Below are 23,421 nucleotides of genomic sequence, written 5' to 3'. Positions count from 1 at the left end.
ATATATAAGGAGCAGTCGATCAGCCGCGCAGCTTGTTCCGGTTGCGCTCCCGGCCGCGCTGGTTGGCATCCAGGATCACCTTGCGCACCCGCACGACCTCGGGCGCGACCTCGACGCACTCGTCGGCGGCGCAGAACTCCAGCGCCTCCTCCAACGACAGCTTCCGCGGCCGGGCCAGGGTCTCCATCACGTCGGCTGACGACATCCGCATGTTCGTCAGCTTCTTCTCACGGCACACGTTGACGTCGAGGTCCTCCGCGCGCGGGTTCTCGCCCACGACCATGCCCTCGTACGCGTCCGCGCCCGGCTCGACGAAGAACGTGCCGCGGTCGGCCAGCTGGGTCATCGCGTACGCGGTGATCGACCCGGTGCGGTCGGCGACCAGCGAACCGTTGTGCCTGGTCCGGATCTCGCCGGCCCACGGGCCGTAGCCCTCGGACACCGCGTTCGCGATACCGGTGCCGCGCGTCTCGGTCAGGAACTCGGTGCGGAAGCCGATGAGGCCGCGCGACGGCACGACGTACTCCAGCTTGATCCGCCCCGACCCGTGGCCGGACATGTTCTCCATCCGGCCCTTGCGGTTGGCCAGCAGCTGGGTGATGGCGCCCAGGTGCTCCTCCGGCGCGTCGATGGTCAGGCGCTCGAACGGCTCGTGCAGCTTGCCGTCGACCATCCTCGTGACCACCTGCGGCTTGCCGACGGTCAGCTCGAAGCCTTCGCGCTTCATCTGCTCGACCAGGATGGCCAGGGCCAGCTCACCGCGGCCCTGCACCTCCCAGGTGTCGGGGCGCTCGGTCGGCAGGACCCGCACCGACACGTTGCCGACCAGCTCCGAGTCCAACCGGGCCTTCAGCATGCGGGCGGTGAGCTTGGTGCCGCCGCCGCGACCGGCCAGCGGGGAGGTGTTGACGCCGATCGTCATCGAGATCGCCGGCTCGTCCACCGTGATGCGCGGCAGCGCCTCGGGGTTCTCCACGTCGGCGAGCGTGTCGCCGATGGTGATCTCCGGGATGCCGGCGATGGCGACCAGGTCGCCCGCCTTCGCCGTCTCGGCGGCCACGCGGTCCAGCGCCTCGGTGATCAGCAGCTCGGTGATCCGGACCTTCTGGATCGAGCCGTCCTCACGGCACCAGGCCACCGTCTCGCCCTTGCGGATCGTGCCGGACTCGATCCGGCACAGCGCGATGCGGCCGAGGAACGACGACGCGTCGAGGTTCGTCACCAGCGCGCGCAGCGGCGCGTCGGCGTCACCCAGCGGGGCCGGGATGTGGTTGAAGAGCACCTCGAACAGGACGTCGAGGTTCTCCTCGTCGGGCAGGCCGCCGTCGGCGGGCTGGGTCAGCGAGGCCCGGCCGGCGCGCGCGGAGGCGTAGACGACCGGCAGGTCCAGCACCGAGTCGTCGGCGCCGACCTCGGTCGCCAGGTCGAGCAGCAGGTCGTGCGCCTCTTCGACGACCTCGGAGATCCGGGCGTCGGGGCGGTCGACCTTGTTCACCACCAGGATCACCGGCAGACCGGCGGCCAGCGTCTTGCGCAGCACGAACCGGGTCTGCGGGAGCGGGCCTTCGGAGGCGTCCACCAGGAGCACCACGCCGTCGACCATGGACAGGCCGCGTTCGACCTCACCACCGAAGTCGGCGTGACCCGGGGTGTCCACCACGTTGATGGTGACCGGCCCGTCGGGGGTCTGGCGGCGGACCGCGGTGTTCTTGGCGAGGATCGTGATCCCCTTCTCGCGCTCGAGCTCGCCCGAGTCCATGACCCGGTCTACGAGCTCGGCTCGCGCCGAGAAGGCGCCGGACTGGCGGAGCATGGCGTCGACGAGAGTGGTCTTGCCGTGGTCAACGTGCGCGACGATCGCGACGTTGCGCAGGTCGTTGCGGACCAGCGTTTCCTTGATCGACGCGGTGGCCGTGGGCACGCGGAACTCCTAGAGCTGTCTGTGCGAGGGAAGCCAGGCGCCGGACGTGGATCGCGCGCAGCCTTAACGACAGCTTACCGGTCGGAACGCCCTTACCACACACGTACCGCAGGTGAGGTCAGCCTCACCTACTCTGTGGACACCCGGATGAGTGGAGCACGCACCATGGGCAAGGTCAAGGTGAAGAAGAAGTGCTGCCGCTCGACGCCCCGGTGCAAGAGCTGCCCGGTGGTGGTGCTGCTCAAGGCCCGGAAGAAGGCCGAGAAGAAGGCGGCGAAGAAGGCCGCCAAGCAGGAGCTCAAGGGCCTGGACCTGGGCAAGAAGGCTCGGAAGAAGGACCGGAAGAACCGGAAGGACGACGACCGGAAGGCCGCGTGAGGGACTGCGCGGAAGGCCTCGTAGGCACCGCGTGGAGGCCGCGTGCAGCCTGCTTGGGAGGCCGCGTGGAGGCCTCACGAGCCGCACGCAGGACTCCGCGGGAGCCGCACGAAACCTTGCGCGTTGCCACGTGAGGCCTGCGCCGAGGGCCACGTGAAAACCTCGTAGGAGCCGCGCGGAGGCCGCGTGCCACCCGGCGTCGGCCGCGCGAAGCTCACCGCCCGGCCGACGCCGGGTGGCACGCGGGTCGTACCCGCGGTCAGCCCATCACCGCTTCGTTGACCCTGGCCAGCTCGGGCGCCGTCCGGGTGGCCTGGAACTCCACCACCTGGTACTTCGCCAGCTTGCGGATCGCGAACGGGTCCGTGGCGAGCAGCGCGTCCAGCTTCCCGCGCACCATCGGCCGGGCGATGATCACGCCGCCGACGCGGGGCACCTGACGACCCGAGGCCAGGAAGTACCCGGCCTCGTACTGCTTCTTCAGCCACTCCGTGTGGTCCGGGAGGGCGTAGTCGACCTCGTCCAGCGGTGCGGTGTACTCCAGCAGCACGACGTACATGGATGAAATGTAGACCCGTGGCGCACCACACGTGACACGGTAGGATCGCGGGTGTGCGCACTCTTCACACGTTCTGGTGGTCCGCCTTCCGGCGGCCCTGAGAACTGCGCGCAGACGAACGCAGGCCGCCCGCTGGGGCGGCCTTCGTGCTTTCGGGGGGTCCGGTCGGGCGGGCACACCCGAAGGGATCACCATGATCAGGCTGTCCGCGATCACCCCGTCCGGCCCCGTCCAGCTGGGCAACTACCTCGGCGCGATCAGGCGGTGGGCCGCCGAGGGCACGGACGAAGACGTCTACTTCATCAGCGACCTGCACGCGATGACGGCGTCGCACAACCCGTCCAGGCTGAGGTCGTTGACCCGGGAGCAGTTGGCGGTGCTCATCTCCGCCGGCGTCGACCCGAGGTCGGTGGCGGTGCAGTCCGACCTTGTCCGGGAACTGGGCGCTCTGACGTGGGTGCTGGAGTGCACCTGCACGTACGGCGAGGCCGCCCGGATGATCCAGTTCAAGGAGAAGTCGGAGGGCCGGTCGTCGGTCCGGTTGAGCCTGCTCACGTACCCGGTGCTGATGGCGGCGGACATCCTGCTGCAGGGGGCGCACGAGGTGCCGGTCGGTGACGACCAGCGGCAGCACGTCGAGCTGGCCCGGGTGTTGGCGCGGCGGTTCAACGGCACGTACGGCGACGTGTTCGTGGTGCCGCGCGCCGTCGTGCCGCCGACCGCTGCGCGCGTTCGCGACCTGGCGGACCCGTCGCGGAAGATGGCCAAGTCCGCGTCGGACGCGGCGGGGACGGTCTTCGTGCTCGACCCGCCCGACCTGGTGCTCCGCAAGATCCGGCGGGCGGTGACGGACGACCGGGGCGAGGTGCGTTACGCGCCGGAGGAGCAGCCGGGCGTGGCGAACCTGCTGGAGATCCTGGCGGCGTGCACGCGGAAGGAGCCGCAGGAGCTGGCCGGCACGTTGAAGGACTACGCGGAGCTGAAGGAGACCACCGCGGAGGCCGTGGTGGAGGAGCTGCGCCCCGTCCGCGAGGGCACGCGCCGCCTCTTGGACGACCCGGCCGAGCTGGACCGCGCGCGGGCGCACGGCGCCGACCGTTCCCGCGAGCGCTGCCGCCACCGCCTGGACGCCGCCCTGCGCATGTCCGGCCTCACCTAACCCCGTGAGTCCTACGTTCGGAACGCGTGAGTCCTACGTTCGGAACGCGTGAGTCCTACGTTCGCGTCCCCCGAGTTCAACGCTCAGAACGACTCCGGCCGGCCGACCGTGTTCCGAGCGTTGAACTCGGGGGTTCCGAACGTAGGACACGGTGGTTCCGAAGGTACGACTCACGCGTCCTGAACGTAGGACTCACGGGGTTAGGAGGAGGTGCAGGGCGGGGAGCAGGACGCGGTCGGCGGGGAGCCAGTCGACGGTGTCGAGGTCGGCGGCGGCGAGCCAGCGGACGGCGCGGTGCTCGACGGCCTCGGGTTCGCCCTCGGTGAGGTGGGCGGCGAACACGCGGAGCACGAGGTCGGCGCGCAGGGGGATGTCGGGGCCGATCTGGTCGTCCGGCGCCACGGTGACGCCCAGTTCCTCCGCGCACTCGCGGATCACCGCGGCGTGGTCGGTCTCGTCGGCCTCCACCCGGCCGCCGGGCAGCTCCCACTTGCCCGCGGCCTCGGGCGGGTACGAGCGTTGCTGCGCCAGGAGCAGCCCGTCGCGGACGATCGCGGCACCCACCACCACGCGCGCGGTCAGCAGTTCGACGCTCCGCGCGGACACGGCGGAAGCACGCGCCTGAAGCACCTTCAACGCCAACCCGCGCCCCACGAGCACGTCGGCCAGGCGCCCGAACGGACCGCCGGGGCTGGACCACTCCACCGAGTCGACCACCATCGTGCCGCCACCCGTGTGCAGCAGGTCCGTGACCAGCGTGAACCGGGGCAACGGCCCGCCGACCAGCTCCGCCGACACCCCGGTCGTGTCGGCCCGCGTCACGAACAGCGTCCCGTCGACCGGCCCGACCGACCCGTCCAGCGTCGCCCCCGCGAACAGCACCGGCCCGCCGGAGATCCGCACGCCGAGCCCGCGGACCGCGCGGGCCAGCAGTCGGGCGTCCAGCAACGCGGCGGCGACGGTCCGCAGCGGGGCGTCGACCAGCGTGGTGATCCTCAGCTCGGGCACGGCCGTGATCCTGCCACCCACCACGGCGCTCAGGTCCACACCGCAGCGCGGGTCGACCTCCGCCCCGGCGACGAAACCGACGAATTCCAACCGACACCGCGCGGAATTCCCCTCGCCGATCGACGAATTCTCCGGAGCAGGGGCCGACTAGTGCGCCGAATGGCAGTACCCATAACCGCAAAATTTCCGATGTCACGCGGTGGTCGCGGTCGAGCTGGAACCACGCAGTGGCCGGGACACCACCGTCCGACCTGGACTGCGTGCCCGTGACCGGCGCAAACTGGCCTGCTTCGAGCATGACGGCTGCAAGTGGGTCAAGGACACCACCGCTCGGGAGCGAGCCGGATCAGCCTGGGCAACGGCAAGCGGAGTGCCTGCAACAAGGATTACTGCGAAGACAGCACCCTGGTCTTCATCGACTGCGTGTACGGCGAATCCAGCGAATCAGCGGAACGGTGACGGCAAGCGAATCGGTGACGGCAATCGGTGCGGGAAATGGGTGGTCACCGGTAGAGCGGCCACCGCACTTCCAGGCGTGCCCCGCCCTCGGGTGACTCGCCCGCCCTGATGGTGCCCCGCCGCCTCCGCACCAGGTGCGCGACCAGCGCCAGCCCCAGCCCGAACCCGCCGGTGGCCCGACCGCGGTCCGATTCGACCCGGTAGAAGCGGTCGAACACCTTCTCGCGGTGCTCCTCGGGGATGCCGTGGCCGTCGTCGTCCACCAGCAGCCGCACTTCACGCGCCGCCGGCAGCACCGAGATCCGGATGAACGTGCGGGCGTACCGGGCCGCGTTGCGCAGCAGGTTGTCGAGCACCAGCTCGACCTCGGTCCGGGCCGCCGAGATGAGGCAAGCGCTGATCGGAGCGGCCAGCTGCACCAGCAACTCGCTCTCACCCAGCCGGTCGACCGCCGCCTGAGCCTGGAGCACCAGGTCGACGGGCTCGGCCCGCGGCAGCTCACCGGTGTCCGCCCGCGCCAGGATCAGCAACGCGTCCACCAGCGCGGAAAGCCGTTCGGACTCCTCCACCACCGATTCCAGCACCTCTATGGAGAAGTCCGGGTCGGGGTGCGCGACCGCCACCTCCGCCTGCGCCCGCACGGACGTCACGGGCGACCGCAGCTCGTGCGCGGCGTCACCGGTGAACCGGCGCAGCCGCTCGGTGGCCTCGTCACGCCGGGCGAGCAGGGCGTTCAACGCCACCGCAAGCGCTTGCAGCTCGTCCCGCGCGGCCGGCACGGGCAGGCGTTGACCGCGCGGCAGCTCCGCCGCGGCCACCCGCATCCGCTCCACCGGCCGCAACGACGACCGCACCGCCAGCCACGTCGCTATCCCCACGAGCCCCGCGACCAGCACCGCGGCCAACGCGAGCCACCGCGTGCCGAGGACGTTGGCCTCCCGGTACCCGAGCAGCGTGTCACCGGCGACGTGCAGCCGCGGCGTGCCGTCCGGCCCGAACACCACCCGCCCGATCCACCGCTGGGCGCTCGGCCCGTCGATCCGCAGCACGGGTTCGCCCGCCTTGAGCTGACGCACCTCGGCCGCGGTCAGGTCGGGCCGCGGCCCACCGTCCAACGGGGCGCCCGCGGTGTCGAGCACGCGCACGTTCTCCGCCTTGGTCAACTCCCGGTCCACCGCGCTGACCTGCACCGATCCGATCAGGAACGGCGCGAGGAGGGTGAACGCCAGCAGGCACAGCAGGGCTGCGCCGGTCGCCACGACGGTGATCCGGAACCGCAGCGTCCGCCGCAGCCACCAGCGCGGGTTCACCTGCGCCTGGTCCCCGCCGAACCCAGCGCCGCGTCGAGGTCGGGTGTCGACGCCAGGTAGCCGTGACCGCGCACGGTCCGCACGACCTCGCCCGCGCCCATCGCGTCGAGCTTGCGCCGCAGGTAGCCGACGTACACCTCGACCGCGTTGCGGGTCGCCGCCTGCTCGTCGCCCCACACCGTGCGCAGCAGCTCGTCCTTGGTGACCACGGACCCGGCCCGGCTGGCCAGCACGTCGAGGACGGCGTACTCGCGCGGCGACAGCGCCACGTGCTCGCCGGCCCAGCTCACCTCGCGCGTCGCCCGGTCCACCACCAGCTCGCCGAGCTTGAGCCTGCGCCGCGCCAGGTCCGCCGAGTTCCGCCGGAGCAACGCCCTGACCTGCGCGACCAGCACCACGAACGAGAACGGTTTCACCAGGTAGCCGTCGGCGCCGAGGTCGAGGCCGTCGGCCTGGTCCACCTCGCCGTCCTTGGCCGACACCATCAGCACGGGCGTGCGCACGCCGTCCGCCCGCATCCGCTGCAGCACCCGGTAGCCGGACAGGCCGGGCAGCATGATGTCCAGCAGCACGACGTCGAACGCGCCGGTCAGCGCCACGCGCAGGGCGTTGGGGCCGTCGGCGGCGGTGACCACCTCCATGCCCTCCGCGGACAGGCCGCGTTCCAGCGCGCGTCGTACGCCGATCTCGTCGTCCACAACAAGCACCCGTGGTCTCACGCCCACAGCATGCCTGTTGAGGAGGACAATCGGCGCGGGAGTCTCAGTGCGCTCTCAGCCTCTCAGCGGTGTCTCAGGGCCGTCGGAGCAGTGTCTGGGTTGTCGGGACGCAAGGGGCTGCCCGGTAGGAGGAGGGGACATGGACCGGAGAAGGGTGACCGTCGTGGCGGCGGCGGTCGGCGTGGTCGCCGGAGCCACCGGGCTCGGGGTGCTCGCGATGCCGGCCGGCGCGGGACCCGCACCGGTGCTGCCGGACGTCAGCGCCGAGGCGCTGGTCGAGTCGGTGCTCAACGCCAAGCCGGCCGCGTTCGGCGGTTCGGTCGCGGTGAACAACGACCTGGGCATCCCGGCGCTCGCCGGCGTGCCGCAGCTGTCGGACGGCGCGAGCACGGTGCGGATGTGGAGCGACGGCACGGGCAAGGTCCGGGTGCAGCTGCCGGGCGGCGACTCGGAGCGCACGTTCGTGGACGACGGCCAGACCGCGTGGCTGTGGGACTCGGCCGCGCAGACCGTGGTGAAGAAGCCGCACGGCTCGTTCGAGGAGCACCAGCCGGGGCTGGGTGACCAGCAGGCCGCGCCGACCGACCCGGTGACGGTGTCGCGGCAGGTGGTGGCGGCGATCCAGCAGTACAGCGACGTCACGGTCGACGGCACCGCGCGGGTCGCGAACCGGCCCGCGTACGAGCTGGTGCTGACGCCGAAGCCGACCGAGAAGACGGTGCTGCGCGAGGTGCGCATCGCGGTCGACTCGGAGCTGCGGGTGCCGCTGCGGATGGCGGTGCTGACCAACGGCACGGACGCGCCCGCCGTTCAGGTCGGGTTCTCCGAGCTGAACGTCGGCCCGCAGGACGCGTCGCTGTTCGCGTTCGCCCCGCCCGCCGGGGCGAAGGTGACGGAGCCGGACGTCGAGGAGCCGACGGCGGACGACAAGGCCGCCGCCGAGAAGGCGTTGACCGAGGCGAAGCCGCAGGTCATCGGTGAGGGCTGGGACGTCGTGGTGGCCGCACGCACCCCGCAGGAAGCCCTGGCCGATCTCGCCGAGCGGCAGGAGCAGAGGGCCGAGCGTGGTCCGCAGCGCGGTGAAGGCGGTGACGTCGACGTCGCGGGTCTGCTGAAGCAGCTGGGCAAGCCGGTCAGCGGCACGTGGGGCTCGGGCACGCTCATCACCACGCGGGTCGGCGGCGTGCTCGTCGCCGATGACGGCCGTGTGGTCGCGGGCGCGGTGCCGGAGCAGGTGCTGCTGGACGCGATCGGCCAGGTCAAGTGACCACCTCGACCAGCGCGCGGGTGGGGTCGGCTGCTTCGGCGGCCGGCTCCACCCCGGTCTTCGCGGCCCGGACGCGGGGACTGCGCAAGGTGTACGGGCGCACGGTCGCGGTGGACAGGGTGGATCTCGACGTGCCGGAGGGTGCGGTGCTCGGGATGCTCGGCCCGAACGGGTCGGGCAAGACCACCACGATCCGCATGCTGCTCGGGCTCGTGCGGCCGACCGAGGGTGAGGTCGAGCTGCTGGGGAAGGCGTTGCCCGACGGCGTGGCGCAGGCGTTGCCGCACGTCGGCGCGCTGGTCGAGGGTCCGGGGTTCCACCCCTTCCTGACCGGCCGGGAGAACCTGCGGCGGGCGGCGGCGTTCGAGCCGCTGCTGGCGAGCGGTGACATCCGGCAGGCCGTGGAGGACGCGTTGGAGCGGGTCGGTCTCGCCGCCGCGGCGCACCGGCGTTACCGGGGGTACTCGCTGGGCATGAAGCAGCGGCTGGGGTTGGCGTCGGCGCTGCTCGTGCCGCGCAGGCTGATCGTGCTGGACGAGCCGACCAACGGCCTCGACCCGGCGGGCACGCGCGAGGTGCGCAAGGTGATCGCGGACCTGCACGAGGCGGGCAGCACCGTCGTCGTGTCGTCGCACCTGCTGAGCGAGATCGAGGCGACGTGCACGCACGTGGCCGTGCTGCACCGGGGAACCGTTGTGGCGCAAGGGGAACTGGCCGAGTTGCTGCACTCGGACAGCAGTTCGCTGCTGATCGTCACGCCGGACGTGGACGACGCGCTGAGCGCGTTGCGCGCGGGCCGGATCTCGGCGCGGCCCTTCGCGGAGGGCGTGCGGGTCGAGCTCATCGGCACGACGGCGCCCGTGGTGCTGGAGACGTTGGTGCACGCGGGGGTCGCGGTGCACGAGGCGCGTCGCCACCGGACGGGTCTGGAGGACCTGTTCGCGCGGCTCACCGAGGCCGAGGAGTCCGAGCACAGCCTGTCCGCGGTGGACACGATCGAGGAGGGGACCCGATGACCGCGCTGGTGGCGGCACGTGCTCCGCTGGGCAGGCAACTGCGCTCGGAGCTGCGCTGGATCCTGCGCCGGCCGCGGACCGTGATCGGGCTGGCTTCGCTGTGCCTGGTGCCGATCCTGGCCGGGGTGGGGCTGTGGTTCGCGACCGACGGCGACGGCCCGGCGGGACCGGGTCTGGCCGCGATCATCGCGGGCAACGGCCTGGTGCTGCCGGTGTTCACCCTGTTCCTGGCGCTGCCCCTGCTCCTGCCGCTGGTGGGTGCGATCTGGGCGGCGGACGGGCTGGCCGGTGAGGCGCAGCACGGCACGTTGCGGGGGTTGCTGCTCTCGCCGGTGGGGCGGATCCGGCTGCTGGCGATCAAGTCGTTCGGCGTGGCGATCATGTCGTTGGTGGCGGTCACGTTGATCGCCGTCGTGGGCGTGATCACCGGCGTGGTGCTGTTCGGCGGTGAGGGGATGCTCACGCTGTCGGGTTCGACGCTGTCGTTCGGCGAAGGGCTCGGGCGGATCGCGTTGACGATCGCGCTGGTCACGGTGCAGGTGTGGGGGGTGGCGGCGATCGCGATGGCGATCTCGGCGTGCACCGAGCACCCGCTGGTGGTGATGGCCGCGACGATGGCCGGTGTGATCGTGTTCGCGGTGCTGGGGCTGTTCAGCGCGCTGGACTGGCTGCACCCGTACCTCATCACGTCGGCGTGGGAGGGCATGATCGACGTCATGCGCGACCCGTTGCCGACGGAGCAGCTGTGGCGCGGCACGGTCGTGGCCGGGTGCTACGTCCTGATCGGGTTGTCCCTGGCGGCGATGCGGTTGGCCACCAAGGACAATTAGGTCCGTGCTCCCGGAGACCGAGCGGTTGGCGTTGCGAGGGTTCGCCGAGTCCGATGTGGACTTGGTGGCGTGGCTGCTGGGCGAGCCCCGGGTGATGCGGTACATCGAGGACGGCAAGCCGGTGTCACGGGCCGAGGTGGAGCGGGTCGTGCTGCCGAAGGTGGTGGGCGGACCGGGCTGGTGGGCGGCGCACGAGAAGGCTTCGGGCGCGTTCATCGGCTGGTTCGAGCTGAGCCCGGTCGGCGAGGGGGTGGCCGAGCTCGGGTATCGGCTGCACCCGCACTTCTGGGGGCGCGGCTACGCGACCGAGGGCGCGTCCGCGCTGGTGGCGCACGGTGCGGCGGCGGGGTTGAAGCGGATCGTGGCGTACGCGATGGCGGTGAACACCGGGTCGCGGCGGGTGCTGGAGAAGGCCGGCCTGAGGTACGTCCGGACGTTCCACGAGGAGTGGCCGGACTACATCGAGGGCGCGGAGCACGGCGACGTCGAGTACGCCCTCGACCTCGCCCCCGCACCGGCCCCCGCTGCCGCACCTGCACCCGCCGCCGCTCTCGCTGCCGCCGCGCCCGTCTCCGCCGCAGCACCTGCGCCCGCCGCCGCACCCGCCACACCGGCCTCCACGCCCGCCGCCGACCGCCCAGGTGGCCGATGACCGACCGGTCAGCCGATGACCGCGACCCCGTCGTGGTCCACCGACAGCCTGACCCGGTCCCCCGGTGCCGGCGGCTCCGCGACCGGCGCCACCGCCTCGAACTCCTCGCCCTCCACCCGCACCAGCAGCCGGACGTGGTCACGGCGGTGCACGCGTTCCAGCACCTCCGCCTCGATCGCACCCCCCGGGTCGACGCGCAAAGCCGTCGCCCGCAGCCCGACCCGCGCGTCGAGCCCCACCAGCGCCCGCGCCGCCGACGCCGCCAACACCTTGCCGCACCCCAGGAACCGCGCCGTCTCGACGTCCGCCGGCCGCTGCCACACCTCCGTCGGCACGCCGACCTGCACGATCCGGCCCGCCCGCATCACCGCGACCCGGTCGGCCAGCGTGAACGCCTCGTCGTGGTCGTGCGTCACCACCAACGCGGTCGCACCGGTCTCCCGCAGCAGCCGCGCCAGGTCCACCGCCAGCTGCTCCCGCAACGCCCGGTCCAGCGCGGACAGCGGCTCGTCCAGCAGCAGCAGCTTGGGCCGCGGCGCCAGCGCGCGGGCCAGCGCGACCCGCTGCTGCTCACCGCCGGACAGCGACGTGACCCGCCGCTTCCGGTAGCCCGCCAGGCCCACCAGCTCCAGCAGCTCCGCCACCCGCTTGTCGCGCGCCTCCCGCTCCACCCGCCGCATCCGCAGCCCGAACGCGACGTTGCCCGCCACGTCGCGGTGCGGGAACAGCTGGCCGTCCTGGAACACCAGCCCGAAACCCCGCCGGTGCACGGGTGTCCCCGCCAGGTCGACGCCGTCCCACGACACCACGCCCGCGCCGACCGGCTCCAACCCGGCCACCGCGCGCAGCAACGTCGACTTGCCGCACCCGGACGGCCCGAGCAGCGCCACCACCTCGCCGTCCGCGATGCCCAGGTCCACATCGGACACCGCGGCCACCGGCCCGTAGTGGACGCTCAACCCGTCGACCCGCAACGACATCAGAACTCCCCGCCGCTCGGCACCCGCAGCCGCTCGATCACCAGCACCGCCGCGGTCGTCACCACCATCAGCACCGCGCACGCCGCGTAAGCCATCTGGCTGTTCAGCTCACCGGGCCGCGACATCAACCGGGCGATCACCACCGGCAGCGTCGGCGCGTCCGGCCGGGCCAGGAAGCTCGTCGCGCCGAACTCGCCCAGCGCCACCACGAACCCGAACCCCGCCGCCGCGAGCAACGACCGCGACGCCAGCGGGAAGTCGACCTCCCGCCACACCCGCCACGGGCTCGCGCCCAGCGTCGCCGCCGCCTGCCGCAGCCGTTCGTCCACCGCGCGCAGCACCGGCAGCACGATCCGCACGATCAGCGGCGTCACCACCAACGCCTGGGCCAGCGGCACCAGCAGCGGTGACGTGCGGAAATCGCCGGGCAGGGCGTTCATCGTGATCAGGTAGCCGAAGCCGAGCGTCACCGCCGACACGCCCAGCGGCAGCATCAACGCGGTGTCCAGGGTCTCCGCGAACCACGAACCGTGCCGCCGCAGCCCCACCAGCACCACCGCCGAGACGACGCCGACCAGCAGCGCCACCACCGTCGCGTCCGTGGCCGTGCGCACCGAGTTCATCGCCGCGTCGAGCCCGGACACCGCCAACGTGCCGCGCTCCCCCGTGCCGGCCAGCGCCGCGTACCCGGCGAAGCTCCAGCCGTCCGCAGTCGCCAGGGATCGCACCAGCAGCCCCACCACCGGCGTGAGCAGCGCCGACACCACCAGCCAGGCCGCCACGACCACGCCCCACTCGCCGCCCGCCGGCCGACGCGGCGGCTCGATCCGCAGCGGCAGCCCCTTCTCCCGCTTCCGCCGGGCCGCGCCGCCGATCAGCAGCACGGCCACCACGGCGACGAACTGCACCAACGACAACGCAGCCGCGCCCGACAGGTCGAACAGCTGCACCGTTCGCAGGTAGATCTCGGTCTCCAACGTGCGGTGGCGGGCACCGCCGAGCACCAGCACCACCCCGAAACTGGTGGCGCAGAACAGGAACACCACCGACGCCGCCGACCCGATCGCCGGAGCCAACGACGGCAGCACCACGGACGTGAACGCACGCAGGCGTGACGCGCCCAACGCGCGGGCGGCGTCCTCCGCGCGCCGATCCACCCTCGCCCACAGGCCGCCGACGGTGCGGGCGACCACGGCGACGTTGAAGAACGCGTTGGCCAGCACGATCGGCAGCACACCGCCGTCCGGCCACAACGCCCGGAACGCCAGCCCCACCACCACGGTCGGCAGCACGAACGGCACCATCACCGCCGCCCGCACCACCCCCGCGCCGCGAACCCGGCAGCGGGCCAGCAGGAACGCCACCGGCATGCCCGTGACCAGCGCCAACCCCGTCGCCGCGGCAGCCTGGCCGAGGGTGAACGCGACCAGGTCCAAGGTGTCGGCGCGGGCCAGGGCGGGCAGCACGCCGCCCTCGTCCAGGCCGAGCGCGACGATCGCCAGCACCGGCCAGGCGAAGAACACACCCAGGAACGCCAGCGGCACCAGCGCCGCGAGCGACCAGGCCAGCCTCGGACCCGGCCTCGCGCTTCGACTCAGCCTTGGACCAACGTGCGCCACTGCTGCACCCACCGCTCGCGGTTCGCGTCGACCTCGGCGGCGGGAAGCGACCGCGCGGTGGCCGGCAGCGGTGCGGCCTTCGTCCACGCCTCGGGCAGCGCGACGCCCTCGCGGGACGGGTAGACGTACATCTGGCCCGGCACGTCGGCCTGGACCTGCTCGCCGAGCAGGAAGTCGACGACCTTCTTGGCGTCCTCGGGGTTCTTCGCGCCGTTCAGCACGCCCGCGTACTCGACCTGGCGGTAGCACGTGTCCAGCAGCGCCTTGGTGCGCGGCGTGCCGTCGTCACCGATCTCCGCCGACGGCGACGACGCGTAGGACACCACGATCGGCCGCGGCCCCTTGCCGGACGAGCCGGAGAAGTCCTGGGTGTAGGCCTCCTCCCAGCCGCTGACGACCTTCACGCCGTTCGCCGTCAACTGGCCCCAGTAGTTCTCCCAGTTCGACTCGCCGAACGTGGCGATCGTGCCGAGCAGGAACGCGAGACCCGGCGAGGACGTGGCCGGGTCCTCCACCACCAGCATGTCCTTGTACTTCGGGTCGGCCAGGTCGGCGTACTGCTTCGGCTCGCCGACGTCCTTGAACGCGGCCACGTCGATGTTCAGGCACACGTCGCCGACGTCCACCGCGTGCAGCCGGTTCGGCGGGTCGAGCTGGTAGCGCTGCGCGCCCTTCTGCGCCTCCGGGCTCGCGTACTCGGCGAACACGCCCTCCTTGAGGGCACGGGAGGCGAACGTGGAGTCGACGCCGAACGCGACGTCACCGATCGGGGCGTCCTTGGTGAGCACCAGCTTGTTCGTCACCTCGCCGGCGTCACCGCTGGCCAGCGGCTTGATCGTGATGCCGGTGTCGGCCTTGAACTTCTCCAGCAGCTCCGGGGTCAGCGCGAACGAGTCGTGCGTCACCAGCGTGACCACCCGCTCTCCCGGCGGCGGCGCGTCCTGCGCCGTCACGGAACAGCCGGTGAGCAGCGCGAACGCGGCCACCGTGGTCAGCACTCGTCGAAACATCATCTCTCCCTACACCGGCATGACCCGGATCAGGTGTGGACGGTCGAAGGCTCGCGCGCCTTCCTCTCAGCCCGGCGCAGCACCGGACTCCCGTGGTGAACGCGCAGCTTACCCCGCGCGGTGGGACGATCGGGGCCATGGCCGAACTGCTGACCGACGACCAGGTGACCGCCGCGCTGACCACGTTGCCCTCGTGGAAGGCCCAGGACGCCGCACTGGTGCGCACGGTGGAGCTGGAGAGCTTCTCGCAGGCGCTCCAGGTGGTGAACCGGGTGGCGGAGATCGCGGAGAACGACAACCACCACCCCGACATCGACATCCGCTGGCGCACGCTGACGTTCCGGTGCAGCACGCACTCCAGCGGCGGGATCACCGCGCTGGACGTGTCACTCGCGGAGGAGATCGACGGGGTGCTCGACGTCTTCCTGTGACGTCCGCGCCCGCTCGGCCGTGGCCTGTCGCAGCACCACGGCGACGGTGACGAGCGTGAGCACGCCCACAGCCGGGTACACCCAGCCGAGCGCGGCGTAGTACCAGGGCCGCTCGATGACCCAGATCGACGGCTGGACGTTGAGCAGGAACGAGATCAGGTAGCTGCCGACGGCCAGGAGCCACGCGACCGCGGTGATCGCCGCGAGCCGGTGCCCCGCCCGGTACACCAGCCACATCAGCGCGGGCACCGCCCACACCCAGTGGTGGCTCCACGAGATCGGCGAGACGAGCAGGCCGAGGAACTGGACGGTGACGATCATCGCCAGCGCGTCCTGGGCCTTCACCGCCGCGTGCAGGGCGAACCCGGTGAGCACGACCGCCGCTGCCACCCCGGCCAGGAACACCGGCCCGGTCTCCACGTCGTAGCCGACCGTGCGGGACAGGGCGCCGCGCAGCGACTGGTTGATGGCCGACCCGACCGGGCCGACGCGGGTCGCGTCACCGAGCAGGTGGAACCAGTACTGGTTCGACAGGCTCGGCGAGATCAGGTAGCCGAGGCCGACCGTGCCGAAGAACGCCGCGATCGACCACACCGCCGCCTTGTAGCGGCGGGTGACCAGGAAGTAGAGGCCGGAGATGGCGGGCGTGAGCTTCAACCCGGCCGCGACGCCGACACCCGCGCCCTGCGCCCAACTGCGCGCGCTGACCATCGTGCCGAGCAGGAGGGCCGCGAGCACCAGGTTGATCTGCCCGTAGTTCAGCGTGGTGCGGACCGGTTCGACCCAGATGAACAGGCCGGTCCAGAGCAGGGCGCGGCGCGGGTCGGCGCTGCCCGCGAGCTTCAGCGACTTCGCGGTGATGAACCACAGGCAGGCGAGGCTGACCAGCTGCCAGAACCACCGTGCCACGCCCCACGGCACCCACGACAGCGGGACGAAGACGAGCGCGGAGAACGGCGGGTAGGTGAACGGGAGGGCGAACTGGTCGGAGAACTCCTTCAGCCGCCACTCGTAGAGCAGACCGGTGAACAGCTCGGGCGAGGCGTTCCGGTAGACCATCAGGTCCACCATGGTCATCTTCGTCTGGAAGGCGACCATCGCCAGGTGTCCGAGCAGGGAGAGGCCGAACACCCACGGCGCGAACGCGAGTGCCCGTCCCTCCAGTGCGCGCAGTCTCACCCTCATCCCTCCACGATTGTGTGAATTACACGACTGTCAGGCCACGAAACCGGGTACCCGGGCGTCAAGACGTGAGGGAGATCAACGCAAGGGGATAACCGCATGACCGCCGACATCGTCGTGTTCACCGTCGCCGCACTGGGCATGCTCGCCACCGCGGGGGGCGTCTTCGCCCTGGCCCGCTACAGCCGCAACCAGGTGCGCTGACGTCACAGCACACTACCTCGGGGCGGTGCGTTCAACGCACCGCCCCGAGGCCGTTCACGGACGGTGGATTCGGGGCCGGCGGCCAACAGACGTCCTCGGCCACGCCATCGTGCGACTACCGGGGCGACCGCCCGCGGCCTAGCGTTCACCAGCGACGCCACGCCAAGGAGTCGATCACCCATGATTGCTGCTCAACTCATCGAATCGCACTACGTTGAGTTCATGAACGACTTGCCGGACTGGATGCGACCACCGCGCGACGAAGGCTGGTTCGCGGAGGATCTGGACCGACTCGCCGAGGCGCCCCCCCACACCGAACTCATCGACGGAGCGCTCGTTTTCATGATGGCCCCACAGCGGTCGTGGCACGGCCGAGTCATCACCCGGCTCACCGTGACGCTTGATGATCAAGCACCGGACGGTGTCGAGGTCGACCGGGAGATGACGATCCGGCTGGACGCACGCAACCGGCTCGAGGCCGACATCGTCGTGTCGTCCGCCCGCTACGACCCGGACCGGACCTTCTTCGAGCCGGGTCAGGTGCTCTTGTCGGTCGAGGTCGTGTCACCCGAATCAGCGTTCCGGGACCGCACGGTCAAGCTGCGGAAGTACGCCGCGGCGGGCATCCGGCACTACTGGCTGGTCGAGGACGAGGCCACCGGCCCGGTCGTGCACGTGTACGAGCTGGACGAGCCGACCAAGTCCTACGCGCCGACCGGTGTCTTCCGCGACGCGCTGCACGTCCAGCTGCCGTTCGAGATCGACATCGACCTGGCGAAGCTCCTGCCGGGCCGGTGACGGCCCGGCTCCGACCCGGTCAGACACCGAATCGGACTTCGGGCTGGTTCTGGGGTGGAGCACGGCCGGGCCGAGCCCAACCTTGCACCGCAGCCTCCACGTGTAGGCGTCCGTGGGTGTCCTGCCCCATCAACGAAGGTTCGAGACGGCCCCGCGTACCGCTCACGTCCCCTCAGCGGGCAACACCCGAACGCACCTGTGGACACCCTGCTGCTCGAGTCACACCTCAGCGCAGGCCAGAGGGGTTGCCACCCCGCAGAGGACCGCTAAGCTGTACTCAACGGCTCTCCAGGAGCCTGTCGGGGATCGCCAGCGGTGCTGCCACCGCGCTCCTTAAGTGGATTGGCCCCCGGAGGCTCCTGGGGAGCCGTTCGACGTCCTGCACTGCGCACAGGGGAACCACTCCTCACGTTGAAGCAGTTCATGCCCCGGCATCGACATGATGCCCAGGGGAATCGCGCAAACGGCGCTGTTGCGCAGTTGGGGCCACACGCGAAGCAGGTAGGCCGGTTCGACGTAGCCGAACTCGCCCGCGGGCCAGAGCGCCGCCTTGAGGAAGCCTCCGTACAGGTCAGCCGCTTGACTCTCCCGATAGGTGTTGGCCGACACCCACCTCAGGCCCTGTTCCAGCTCATGCGGGACCGTGGGATCCGCAGCCGCCTGCAGCTTGATGTACTCATCGGTGGTGCGGTGGTCGTGTCCCTTCACATGACCAAAGCGGGTCCACACCCGAACGCCCGGACCCTTCCAATCGCGAGCGGCCCACAACACCGACTTGTAGATCTTGTATGCGACGTAGTTGTAGAAGCGCTGAGCGTCGTTCAGGTACGACTCGGCGGCAAGTGCGCTCTTGACGCTGTAGACGTAGCACAAGCGAAGACCGTTGACGTTGCGAAGCACCTCTGCGGCGTGCCTACGGCGGTCATGCGTCTTGACGTGCTCTTTCCACGACATGACCTTGTTGGCAGGCACAGCGAAATCCAGCCGCAGCCGATCGACCGCAGCACGAAGTTCGTGTTGCCCTGCCTCGTCCAGAAGCACCGCTGCCATACCGAAGATCGGACTGGATTTCAGCGATCCCCCACGATCACCAGTCTCGTCGATATAGACGTACACATCTCGCTTGGTCAGCCCCGTGAACCTTTCCTACGCCAGGTCGTCCGAACCGGACGTCGTCGCGACTCCGCAGACCTCACCGGTAGCACGATCAGACGTTGAAGCGGAACTCGACCACGTCGCCGTCGACCATCACGTAGTCCTTGCCCTCCATGCGCACCTTGCCCGCGGCCTTCGCGGCGGCCATGGAGCCGGCTTCCACCAAGTCCGCGAACGAGACGACCTCGGCCTTGATGAAGCCCCGCTCGAAGTCCGTGTGGATCACCCCGGCGGCCTGCGGCGCGGTCGCGCCCTTGGGGATGGTCCACGCACGGGATTCCTTCGGGCCGGCCGTGAGGTACGTCTGGAGGCCCAGGGTGTGGAAGCCCGCGCGGGCCAGGGCGTGCAGGCCCGGCTCGTGCTGGCCGATCGACTCCAGCAGCTCCCGGGCGGACTCCTCGTCCAGCTCCAGCAGCTCCGCCTCGACCTTCGCGTCCAGGAACACCGCGTCCGCGGGCGCCACCAGCTCGCGCAGCTCCTTGAGCTTCGCCTCGTCGGTGAGCACGGCCTCGTCGGCGTTGAACACGTACAGGAACGGCTTGGACGTGAGCAGGCTCAGCTCGCGCAGCAGCGCGCCGTCCACCTCGGACTGCGCGGAGAACAGCGTGCGCCCGCTGTCGAGGACGTCGCGCGCCTTCTGCGACGCCTCGAGCACCGGACGGCGGTCCTTCTGCGTCCGCGCTTCCTTCTCCAGCCGGGGAATGGCCTTCTCGAGGGTCTGGAGGTCCGCGAGGATCAGCTCGGTGTTGATCGTCTCGATGTCGGACACCGGGTCGACGCGGCCGTCGACGTGCACCACGTCCGAGTCGTCGAACACCCGGATGACCTGGCAGATCGCGTTGGCCTCACGGATGTTGGCGAGGAACTTGTTCCCCAGCCCGGCGCCTTCGGACGCGCCCTTCACGATGCCCGCGATGTCGACGAACGACACCACCGCCGGCACCTCGCGCTCGGAGCCGAAGATCTCCGCCAGCCGGCCGAGCCTCTCATCGGGCAGCGACACCACGCCGACGTTCGGCTCGATGGTCGCGAACGGGTAGTTCGCCGCCAGCACGTCGTTGCGCGTGAGGGCGTTGAACAGGGTGGACTTGCCGACGTTGGGCAGGCCGACGATGCCGAGGGTCAAACTCACGGTGGGTGAGTCTACGCGTCCCCGGTGCGGTGTCCGATTCCCGCGAGACCACACCTGCCGCCGCTGGCAGAGTGGTGTCCATGCTCCTCGACGACGAACGCGCGTACCGGGCCGTCGCGGCCCGCGACGCCCGCTTCGACGGGTGCTTCATCCTCGCGGTGCGCACCACCCGCATCTACTGCCGCCCGTCCTGCCCCGCCATGACGCCCAAGCGCCGCAACGCCGAGTTCTACCCCACCGCCGCCGCTGCCCAGTCCGCCGGCTACCGGGCGTGCCGGCGGTGCCTGCCGGACGCCGTGCCCGGCTCACCGGAGTGGAACCTCCGGGCCGACCTCGCCGCCCGCGCCATGCGCCTCATCTCGGACGGCGTGGTGGAGCGCGAGGGCGTCCCCGGCCTGGCGTCACGCCTGGGCTACTCGGAACGCCACCTGACCCGCGTCCTCACCGCCGAAGTGGGCGCCGGGCCGCTGGCACTGGCCCGCGCCCACCGCGCGCACTCCGCGCGCCTGCTGATCGAGACGACGGACCTGTCGTTCGCGGACATCGCGTTCGCCGCCGGCTTCGCCAGCGTGCGGCAGTTCAACGACACGATCCGCACGGTGTTCGCGGCCACCCCGTCGACCATGCGCGCGGCCCGCGCCGCGTCCGCCACGGCGGGCCGGATCACGCTGCGCCTCCCGTACCGGCCGCCGTTCGACGCGGCGGGCCTGCTCGCCTACTTCCGCGTCAACGCCATCCCCGGCGTGGAGCACGTGACCGACGACAGCTACGCGCGCTCGCTGCGCCTGCCGCACGGCCAGGCGACCGTCCTGCTGGAACCGGCGGCGGGCCACGTGTCGTGCTCGCTGCGGTTGACCGACCTGCGTGATCTGGGCAGCGCCGTGAGCCGGGTGCGCCGACTGCTGGATCTGGACGCCGACCCGGTGGCCGTGGACGACTTCCTGTCCACCGATCCGGCGTTGCGCCCGTCGGTCCTGGCCCGGCCGGGCGTGCGGCTGCCGGGCAGCGTCGACGGCGCGGAAACCCTGCTCCGCGCGCTCGGCCACGAAGCGCCGGGTGAACGGCTGGAACGCCCGGACGGCCAGGTCACGCACCTGTACCCGGCGCCGTCGGCGATCGATTCGCCGGTGGCCCGTGCGCTGGCGGACGGCACGTTGAAGGTCGACGTCGGCCGTGACGCCGACGAGCTGCACGCCGAGCTGTCGGCGTTCCCCGGCATCGGCCCGCGCGTCGCCTCGTACGTCGTGATGCGCGTCCTCGGCGCCCCCGACATCCCCTTGACCAGCTCCACCAGCGACAACACCGCATGGCGCCCTTGGCGCTCCTACGCCGCGATGCACCTCAGGAGGACCGCGTGAGCACCGGCCACGTGTCGACCATCGACACCCCGATCAGCCCTTTCACCGCCATCGTCGCCATGGACGGCGCCGTGCTGGCCAGCGGCTGGACCGCGAGCACCGACGACCTGCTCCCCCAGATCTCCCCGTCCCTGCGCCCGACCACCCTCACCACCCGCCGTGACCTGGGCGCGGTGACGAAGGCGGTCCGGGCGTACCACGGGGGTGACCTGGACGCGATCGCCGGCATCCCGGTCCGCCAGCGCTCGGGCGAGTTCCTGCAGCAGGCGTGGGACGCGCTCCGCACCGTCCCGGCGGGCAAGCCCGTCAGCTACGCCGACTACGCCCTGCTGGCAGGACGCCCGGCTGCCGTGCGAGCCGCCGCCACCGCGTGCGCGCGCAACGCCGCCACCCTGTTCGTCCCCTGCCACCGCGTGATCCGGACGGGCGGCGCGATCGGCAACTTCCGCTGGGGCGCGCACATCAAGCGCTGGCTCCTGGACCACGAGTCCTGAGGACCGCCGGGTCAGTCCTCGTCGCGCGGCGGCCGGGGCCGGCGCGCGGGACGGGCGCCGTCACGGGGCGGCGCGGGACGGCGGGGACGGTCCGCACCACCAGCGGCCGGTGGACGGGGGCGCTTCGGGCGGTCCTCGTCCGCGGGCGGTGCCGCGGGACGACGGCGCTCGGGCTCACCGCGTTCACCGCGTGGCCGCTTGGGGCGGTCCTCCGACGACGGCCGCTCGGCCCGATCCGGGCGGTCTGAGTGGTCCGAGCGGTCGGCGCGGCGGGGCTTGCCCGGCTTGCGCTTGGCCTCGCGGATCTCGTCCTTCGTCAGCCGGTTCGGGTCCTTCTGGGTCATCACCCGGATGATCCCGATGATCACCGTGCACGCCGTGGTCAGCGCCATCGCCGGGAACCCGTCGATCAGCGGCGTGCCCAGCTTGAGCCCGACGGACGCCAGCCCACCGGTGGGCATGCCCTGGACGAGCACCACCACCAGCGGCACCACGATCGCCAGGACCAGCGGCGGCTGGACGATCGGGCCGAACATCGAGCGCCGCTCGACGAACACCACCGCGCCGACGCACCCGACGAAGAACAAGACGGCGAACACCAGGCCGACGGTCTTCCCGGCCGAGCCCACGTCGATGAACGTGCCGACGATCGCCACCACGAACGCGATGGCCACCGCCGCCCACCAGGGCAGACCTCGGAAGCTGCCGAACATGGCGCGGTCGTTCCAGCGGACGGCGATCGCCTCGTCCTCCGGCTCGCTGCGCGAGTCGTCACGCGTTGCAGCGGTCAACGCACACTCCTAGTTCGGCTCAGTCCCGACACACTCTATTACGCCTCTCGGGCCTCCAAGGGTGCACCAACGCCGGCTTCGTCCGCCCGCCGCACCAGCGGCAGGGGCGTGACGTCGGACGATGCGTGGCTCAGCGGCTCCACCGCCGCCCGGAACCCCTCCAACGCCTCCAGCTCGCGCCGCCGCGCCGACAGGAACCGCTGGAGGTGGGTGCTCGACAGGTTCACCGCCTCGACGGCGCCGTCCGCGGCCCGGTGCGCGCGGGAGGCCGCCGCCCTGACCTCCTCCACGTCGGCCGCCAGCGCCCGGTCGGTCACCGCGAACATCGCCGCTGACGCGATCACCGCGAACCCGGTCGGCCCGCACAGGAACACCCGCCGGTCGAGCAGCCACCGCAGCAGCTCGGGATCGGTGTCGAGGGCCGCCACCACGGCGCCGTCGTTGGGCACGAACATGATCGTCCCGTAGATCGCGTCCGCCCACCGCTGGTAGCCCTTGCCCGCCAGCTCGGCCGCGCGCGACCGGATGTTCCGGACGTGCACGCGCAACGCGTCGACGCGCTCGGACGGGTCGTCGGTCTCGACCGCCTCCGCCCACGTGGCCATGCTCATCTTCGCGTCCACGGGCACCTGCCGCCCGCCGCCGACGTTGAGCACCAGGTCCGGCCGCACGGCACCGCCGCCGGCGACGTCGACCTGGAGGCTGAAGTGGATGCCCTCGCGCAGGCCCAGCGCCCGCGCCGTCTCCACCAGCACCTTCTCACCCAGTTCACCGCGACCGCTGACCGAGGAGAACGCCACCTCGTACCGCTGCAACGCCACCCACTGCGCGTCGCCGCGTTCCCGTTCGGCCTTCACCGCGGCCAGCGCGGCGTCGGTGCGCCGAACGCCGTCCTGGTAGAGCCGCCAGAGGAACACCAGTGCACCCGCGAGCAGGAGTGCCACGACCACCGCCGCCGTGCTGAGGACCGCCGTCATCCCCCGATCATC

At 71.4% G+C, this 23,421-nt stretch carries 23 protein-coding genes; 10 read left to right on the top strand and 13 right to left on the bottom strand.

The features are described from left to right. Window positions 1–19 precede the first annotated feature (19 nt). Entirely contained in the window at window positions 20–1,921 is a 1,902-nt protein-coding gene (typA, locus tag OQ02_RS20250) for a translational GTPase TypA (RefSeq protein ID WP_033440074.1), read from the bottom strand. Window positions 1,922–2,068: 147 nt separating this feature from the next. On the opposite strand from typA, the gene OQ02_RS20245 reads away from it, so the two are divergent. After that, window positions 2,069–2,299 carry a hypothetical protein gene (locus tag OQ02_RS20245; protein ID WP_081915799.1) on the top strand — a complete coding sequence of 77 codons (231 nt, stop codon included), beginning with the start codon at window positions 2,069–2,071 and terminating at the stop codon, window positions 2,297–2,299. A 259-nt stretch (window positions 2,300–2,558) separates the two neighbouring features. On the opposite strand, the gene OQ02_RS20240 is transcribed toward OQ02_RS20245, so the two are convergent. Then, window positions 2,559–2,858 (bottom strand): YciI family protein, encoded by a 300-nt coding sequence (locus tag OQ02_RS20240; RefSeq protein ID WP_033440072.1) that lies wholly within the window; start codon window positions 2,856–2,858, stop codon window positions 2,559–2,561. A gap of 193 nt (window positions 2,859–3,051) precedes the next feature. On the opposite strand from OQ02_RS20240, the gene trpS reads away from it, so the two are divergent. Next, on the top strand, window positions 3,052–4,017 hold the full coding sequence (trpS, locus tag OQ02_RS20235) for a tryptophan--tRNA ligase (RefSeq protein WP_033440071.1): 966 nt from the start codon (window positions 3,052–3,054) through the stop codon (window positions 4,015–4,017). Between the two features lie 192 nt (window positions 4,018–4,209). Here the strand turns inward: trpS and OQ02_RS46955 are convergent, their stop codons facing one another. The 3 genes from OQ02_RS46955 to OQ02_RS20220 form a co-directional block, all read right to left on the bottom strand. Then, the gene (locus OQ02_RS46955; RefSeq protein ID WP_331281541.1) at window positions 4,210–5,115 is read right to left on the bottom strand and encodes an NUDIX domain-containing protein; all 906 of its coding nucleotides are present in this window, start codon (window positions 5,113–5,115) and stop codon (window positions 4,210–4,212) included. A gap of 413 nt (window positions 5,116–5,528) precedes the next feature. After that, a complete protein-coding gene (locus OQ02_RS20225) occupies window positions 5,529–6,794 on the bottom strand; it encodes a sensor histidine kinase (RefSeq protein WP_033440070.1) in 1,266 nt (421 codons plus the stop codon). After that, window positions 6,791–7,513 (bottom strand): response regulator transcription factor, encoded by a 723-nt coding sequence (locus OQ02_RS20220; RefSeq protein ID WP_156077165.1) that lies wholly within the window; start codon window positions 7,511–7,513, stop codon window positions 6,791–6,793. Before OQ02_RS20220 ends, OQ02_RS20225 begins: the two co-directional genes overlap by 4 nt. 139 nt (window positions 7,514–7,652) lie before the next feature. On the opposite strand from OQ02_RS20220, the gene OQ02_RS20215 reads away from it, so the two are divergent. From OQ02_RS20215 to OQ02_RS20200, 4 genes are read left to right on the top strand one after another with little or no spacing between them, the layout of a single operon-like run. Beyond that, on the top strand, window positions 7,653–8,780 hold the full coding sequence (locus OQ02_RS20215; protein ID WP_033440068.1) for a LolA family protein: 1,128 nt from the start codon (window positions 7,653–7,655) through the stop codon (window positions 8,778–8,780). Continuing rightward, window positions 8,777–9,796 (top strand): ABC transporter ATP-binding protein, encoded by a 1,020-nt coding sequence (locus OQ02_RS20210; RefSeq protein WP_033440067.1) that lies wholly within the window; start codon window positions 8,777–8,779, stop codon window positions 9,794–9,796. The genes OQ02_RS20215 and OQ02_RS20210 overlap by 4 nt, the downstream gene beginning before the upstream one ends. After that, the gene (locus OQ02_RS20205) at window positions 9,793–10,626 is read left to right on the top strand and encodes an ABC transporter permease (RefSeq protein ID WP_033440066.1); all 834 of its coding nucleotides are present in this window, start codon (window positions 9,793–9,795) and stop codon (window positions 10,624–10,626) included. Before OQ02_RS20210 ends, OQ02_RS20205 begins: the two co-directional genes overlap by 4 nt. A gap of 4 nt (window positions 10,627–10,630) precedes the next feature. Further along, on the top strand, window positions 10,631–11,278 hold the full coding sequence (locus tag OQ02_RS20200; RefSeq protein ID WP_063747112.1) for a GNAT family N-acetyltransferase: 648 nt from the start codon (window positions 10,631–10,633) through the stop codon (window positions 11,276–11,278). 8 nt (window positions 11,279–11,286) lie between these two features. On the opposite strand, the gene OQ02_RS20195 is transcribed toward OQ02_RS20200, so the two are convergent. From OQ02_RS20195 to OQ02_RS20185, 3 genes are read right to left on the bottom strand one after another with little or no spacing between them, the layout of a single operon-like run. Next, window positions 11,287–12,258 carry an ABC transporter ATP-binding protein gene (locus OQ02_RS20195; protein ID WP_033440065.1) on the bottom strand — a complete coding sequence of 324 codons (972 nt, stop codon included), beginning with the start codon at window positions 12,256–12,258 and terminating at the stop codon, window positions 11,287–11,289. Beyond that, window positions 12,258–13,877 (bottom strand): ABC transporter permease, encoded by a 1,620-nt coding sequence (locus OQ02_RS20190; protein ID WP_033440064.1) that lies wholly within the window; start codon window positions 13,875–13,877, stop codon window positions 12,258–12,260. Before OQ02_RS20190 ends, OQ02_RS20195 begins: the two co-directional genes overlap by 1 nt. Next, the gene (locus tag OQ02_RS20185) at window positions 13,853–14,887 is read right to left on the bottom strand and encodes a thiamine ABC transporter substrate-binding protein (RefSeq protein WP_081915797.1); all 1,035 of its coding nucleotides are present in this window, start codon (window positions 14,885–14,887) and stop codon (window positions 13,853–13,855) included. Before OQ02_RS20185 ends, OQ02_RS20190 begins: the two co-directional genes overlap by 25 nt. Before the next feature lie 137 nt (window positions 14,888–15,024). On the opposite strand from OQ02_RS20185, the gene OQ02_RS20180 reads away from it, so the two are divergent. Beyond that, window positions 15,025–15,318 carry a 4a-hydroxytetrahydrobiopterin dehydratase gene (locus tag OQ02_RS20180; protein WP_033440062.1) on the top strand — a complete coding sequence of 98 codons (294 nt, stop codon included), beginning with the start codon at window positions 15,025–15,027 and terminating at the stop codon, window positions 15,316–15,318. Here OQ02_RS20180 and OQ02_RS20175 read toward each other — a convergent pair. Further along, window positions 15,274–16,503 (bottom strand): mannosyltransferase, encoded by a 1,230-nt coding sequence (locus OQ02_RS20175; protein ID WP_156077164.1) that lies wholly within the window; start codon window positions 16,501–16,503, stop codon window positions 15,274–15,276. The genes OQ02_RS20180 and OQ02_RS20175 overlap by 45 nt on opposite strands. A 423-nt stretch (window positions 16,504–16,926) precedes the next feature. Between OQ02_RS20175 and OQ02_RS20170 the strand changes: the two genes are divergently transcribed. After that, the gene (locus tag OQ02_RS20170) at window positions 16,927–17,502 is read left to right on the top strand and encodes a Uma2 family endonuclease (RefSeq protein ID WP_033440061.1); all 576 of its coding nucleotides are present in this window, start codon (window positions 16,927–16,929) and stop codon (window positions 17,500–17,502) included. Window positions 17,503–17,835: 333 nt separating this feature from the next. On the opposite strand, the gene OQ02_RS20165 is transcribed toward OQ02_RS20170, so the two are convergent. Both OQ02_RS20165 and ychF read right to left on the bottom strand, forming a co-directional pair. Continuing rightward, on the bottom strand, window positions 17,836–18,618 hold the full coding sequence (locus tag OQ02_RS20165; protein ID WP_231500128.1) for a DUF3800 domain-containing protein: 783 nt from the start codon (window positions 18,616–18,618) through the stop codon (window positions 17,836–17,838). A 91-nt stretch (window positions 18,619–18,709) separates the two neighbouring features. Beyond that, window positions 18,710–19,789, bottom strand: coding sequence for a redox-regulated ATPase YchF (gene ychF, locus OQ02_RS20160; protein WP_033440060.1), 1,080 nt, complete (start codon window positions 19,787–19,789; stop codon window positions 18,710–18,712). 80 nt (window positions 19,790–19,869) lie between these two features. Here ychF and OQ02_RS20155 point away from each other — a divergent pair, with 80 nt between their 5' ends. Then, window positions 19,870–21,147 carry an AlkA N-terminal domain-containing protein gene (locus OQ02_RS20155; RefSeq protein WP_033440059.1) on the top strand — a complete coding sequence of 426 codons (1,278 nt, stop codon included), beginning with the start codon at window positions 19,870–19,872 and terminating at the stop codon, window positions 21,145–21,147. Beyond that, window positions 21,144–21,641, top strand: a complete 498-nt coding sequence (locus tag OQ02_RS20150) for a methylated-DNA--[protein]-cysteine S-methyltransferase (protein ID WP_033440058.1) — start codon at window positions 21,144–21,146, stop codon at window positions 21,639–21,641. The genes OQ02_RS20155 and OQ02_RS20150 overlap by 4 nt, the downstream gene beginning before the upstream one ends. A gap of 11 nt (window positions 21,642–21,652) precedes the next feature. Here the strand turns inward: OQ02_RS20150 and OQ02_RS20145 are convergent, their stop codons facing one another. Both OQ02_RS20145 and OQ02_RS20140 read right to left on the bottom strand, forming a co-directional pair. Then, complete coding sequence (locus OQ02_RS20145; RefSeq protein ID WP_033440057.1) at window positions 21,653–22,432, bottom strand: DUF6542 domain-containing protein; 780 nt, start codon at window positions 22,430–22,432, stop codon at window positions 21,653–21,655. Between the two features lie 38 nt (window positions 22,433–22,470). Further along, complete coding sequence (locus OQ02_RS20140) at window positions 22,471–23,409, bottom strand: DNA recombination protein RmuC (protein WP_033440056.1); 939 nt, start codon at window positions 23,407–23,409, stop codon at window positions 22,471–22,473. Between the last annotated feature and the right edge of the window lie 12 nt (window positions 23,410–23,421).

Source organism: Saccharothrix sp. NRRL B-16314, from assembly GCF_000716595.1.
Taxonomy (GTDB): Bacteria; Actinomycetota; Actinomycetes; order Mycobacteriales; family Pseudonocardiaceae; genus Actinosynnema.
Note: the sequence above shows the minus strand (reverse complement) of the source record. Positions and strands in the feature narration are given on the sequence as shown.

Bases quoted from the DNA above. Each gene is read 5' to 3' on its own strand.
- OQ02_RS20245 (WP_081915799.1), top strand. From the start codon at position 2,069: ATGAGTGGAGCACGCACCATGGGCAAGGTCAAGGTGAAGAAGAAGTGC.
- OQ02_RS20175 (WP_156077164.1), bottom strand. From the start codon at position 16,503: ATGAGGGTGAGACTGCGCGCACTGGAGGGACGGGCACTCGCGTTCGCG.
- OQ02_RS20185 (WP_081915797.1), bottom strand. From the start codon at position 14,887: ATGTTTCGACGAGTGCTGACCACGGTGGCCGCGTTCGCGCTGCTCACC.
- OQ02_RS20195 (WP_033440065.1), bottom strand. From the start codon at position 12,258: ATGTCGTTGCGGGTCGACGGGTTGAGCGTCCACTACGGGCCGGTGGCC.
- OQ02_RS20170 (WP_033440061.1), top strand. From the start codon at position 16,927: ATGAACGACTTGCCGGACTGGATGCGACCACCGCGCGACGAAGGCTGG.
- OQ02_RS20155 (WP_033440059.1), top strand. From the start codon at position 19,870: ATGCTCCTCGACGACGAACGCGCGTACCGGGCCGTCGCGGCCCGCGAC.
- OQ02_RS20240 (WP_033440072.1), bottom strand. From the start codon at position 2,858: ATGTACGTCGTGCTGCTGGAGTACACCGCACCGCTGGACGAGGTCGAC.
- trpS (WP_033440071.1), top strand. From the start codon at position 3,052: ATGATCAGGCTGTCCGCGATCACCCCGTCCGGCCCCGTCCAGCTGGGC.
- OQ02_RS20215 (WP_033440068.1), top strand. From the start codon at position 7,653: ATGGACCGGAGAAGGGTGACCGTCGTGGCGGCGGCGGTCGGCGTGGTC.
- OQ02_RS20180 (WP_033440062.1), top strand. From the start codon at position 15,025: ATGGCCGAACTGCTGACCGACGACCAGGTGACCGCCGCGCTGACCACG.
- OQ02_RS20140 (WP_033440056.1), bottom strand. From the start codon at position 23,409: ATGACGGCGGTCCTCAGCACGGCGGCGGTGGTCGTGGCACTCCTGCTC.
- OQ02_RS20205 (WP_033440066.1), top strand. From the start codon at position 9,793: ATGACCGCGCTGGTGGCGGCACGTGCTCCGCTGGGCAGGCAACTGCGC.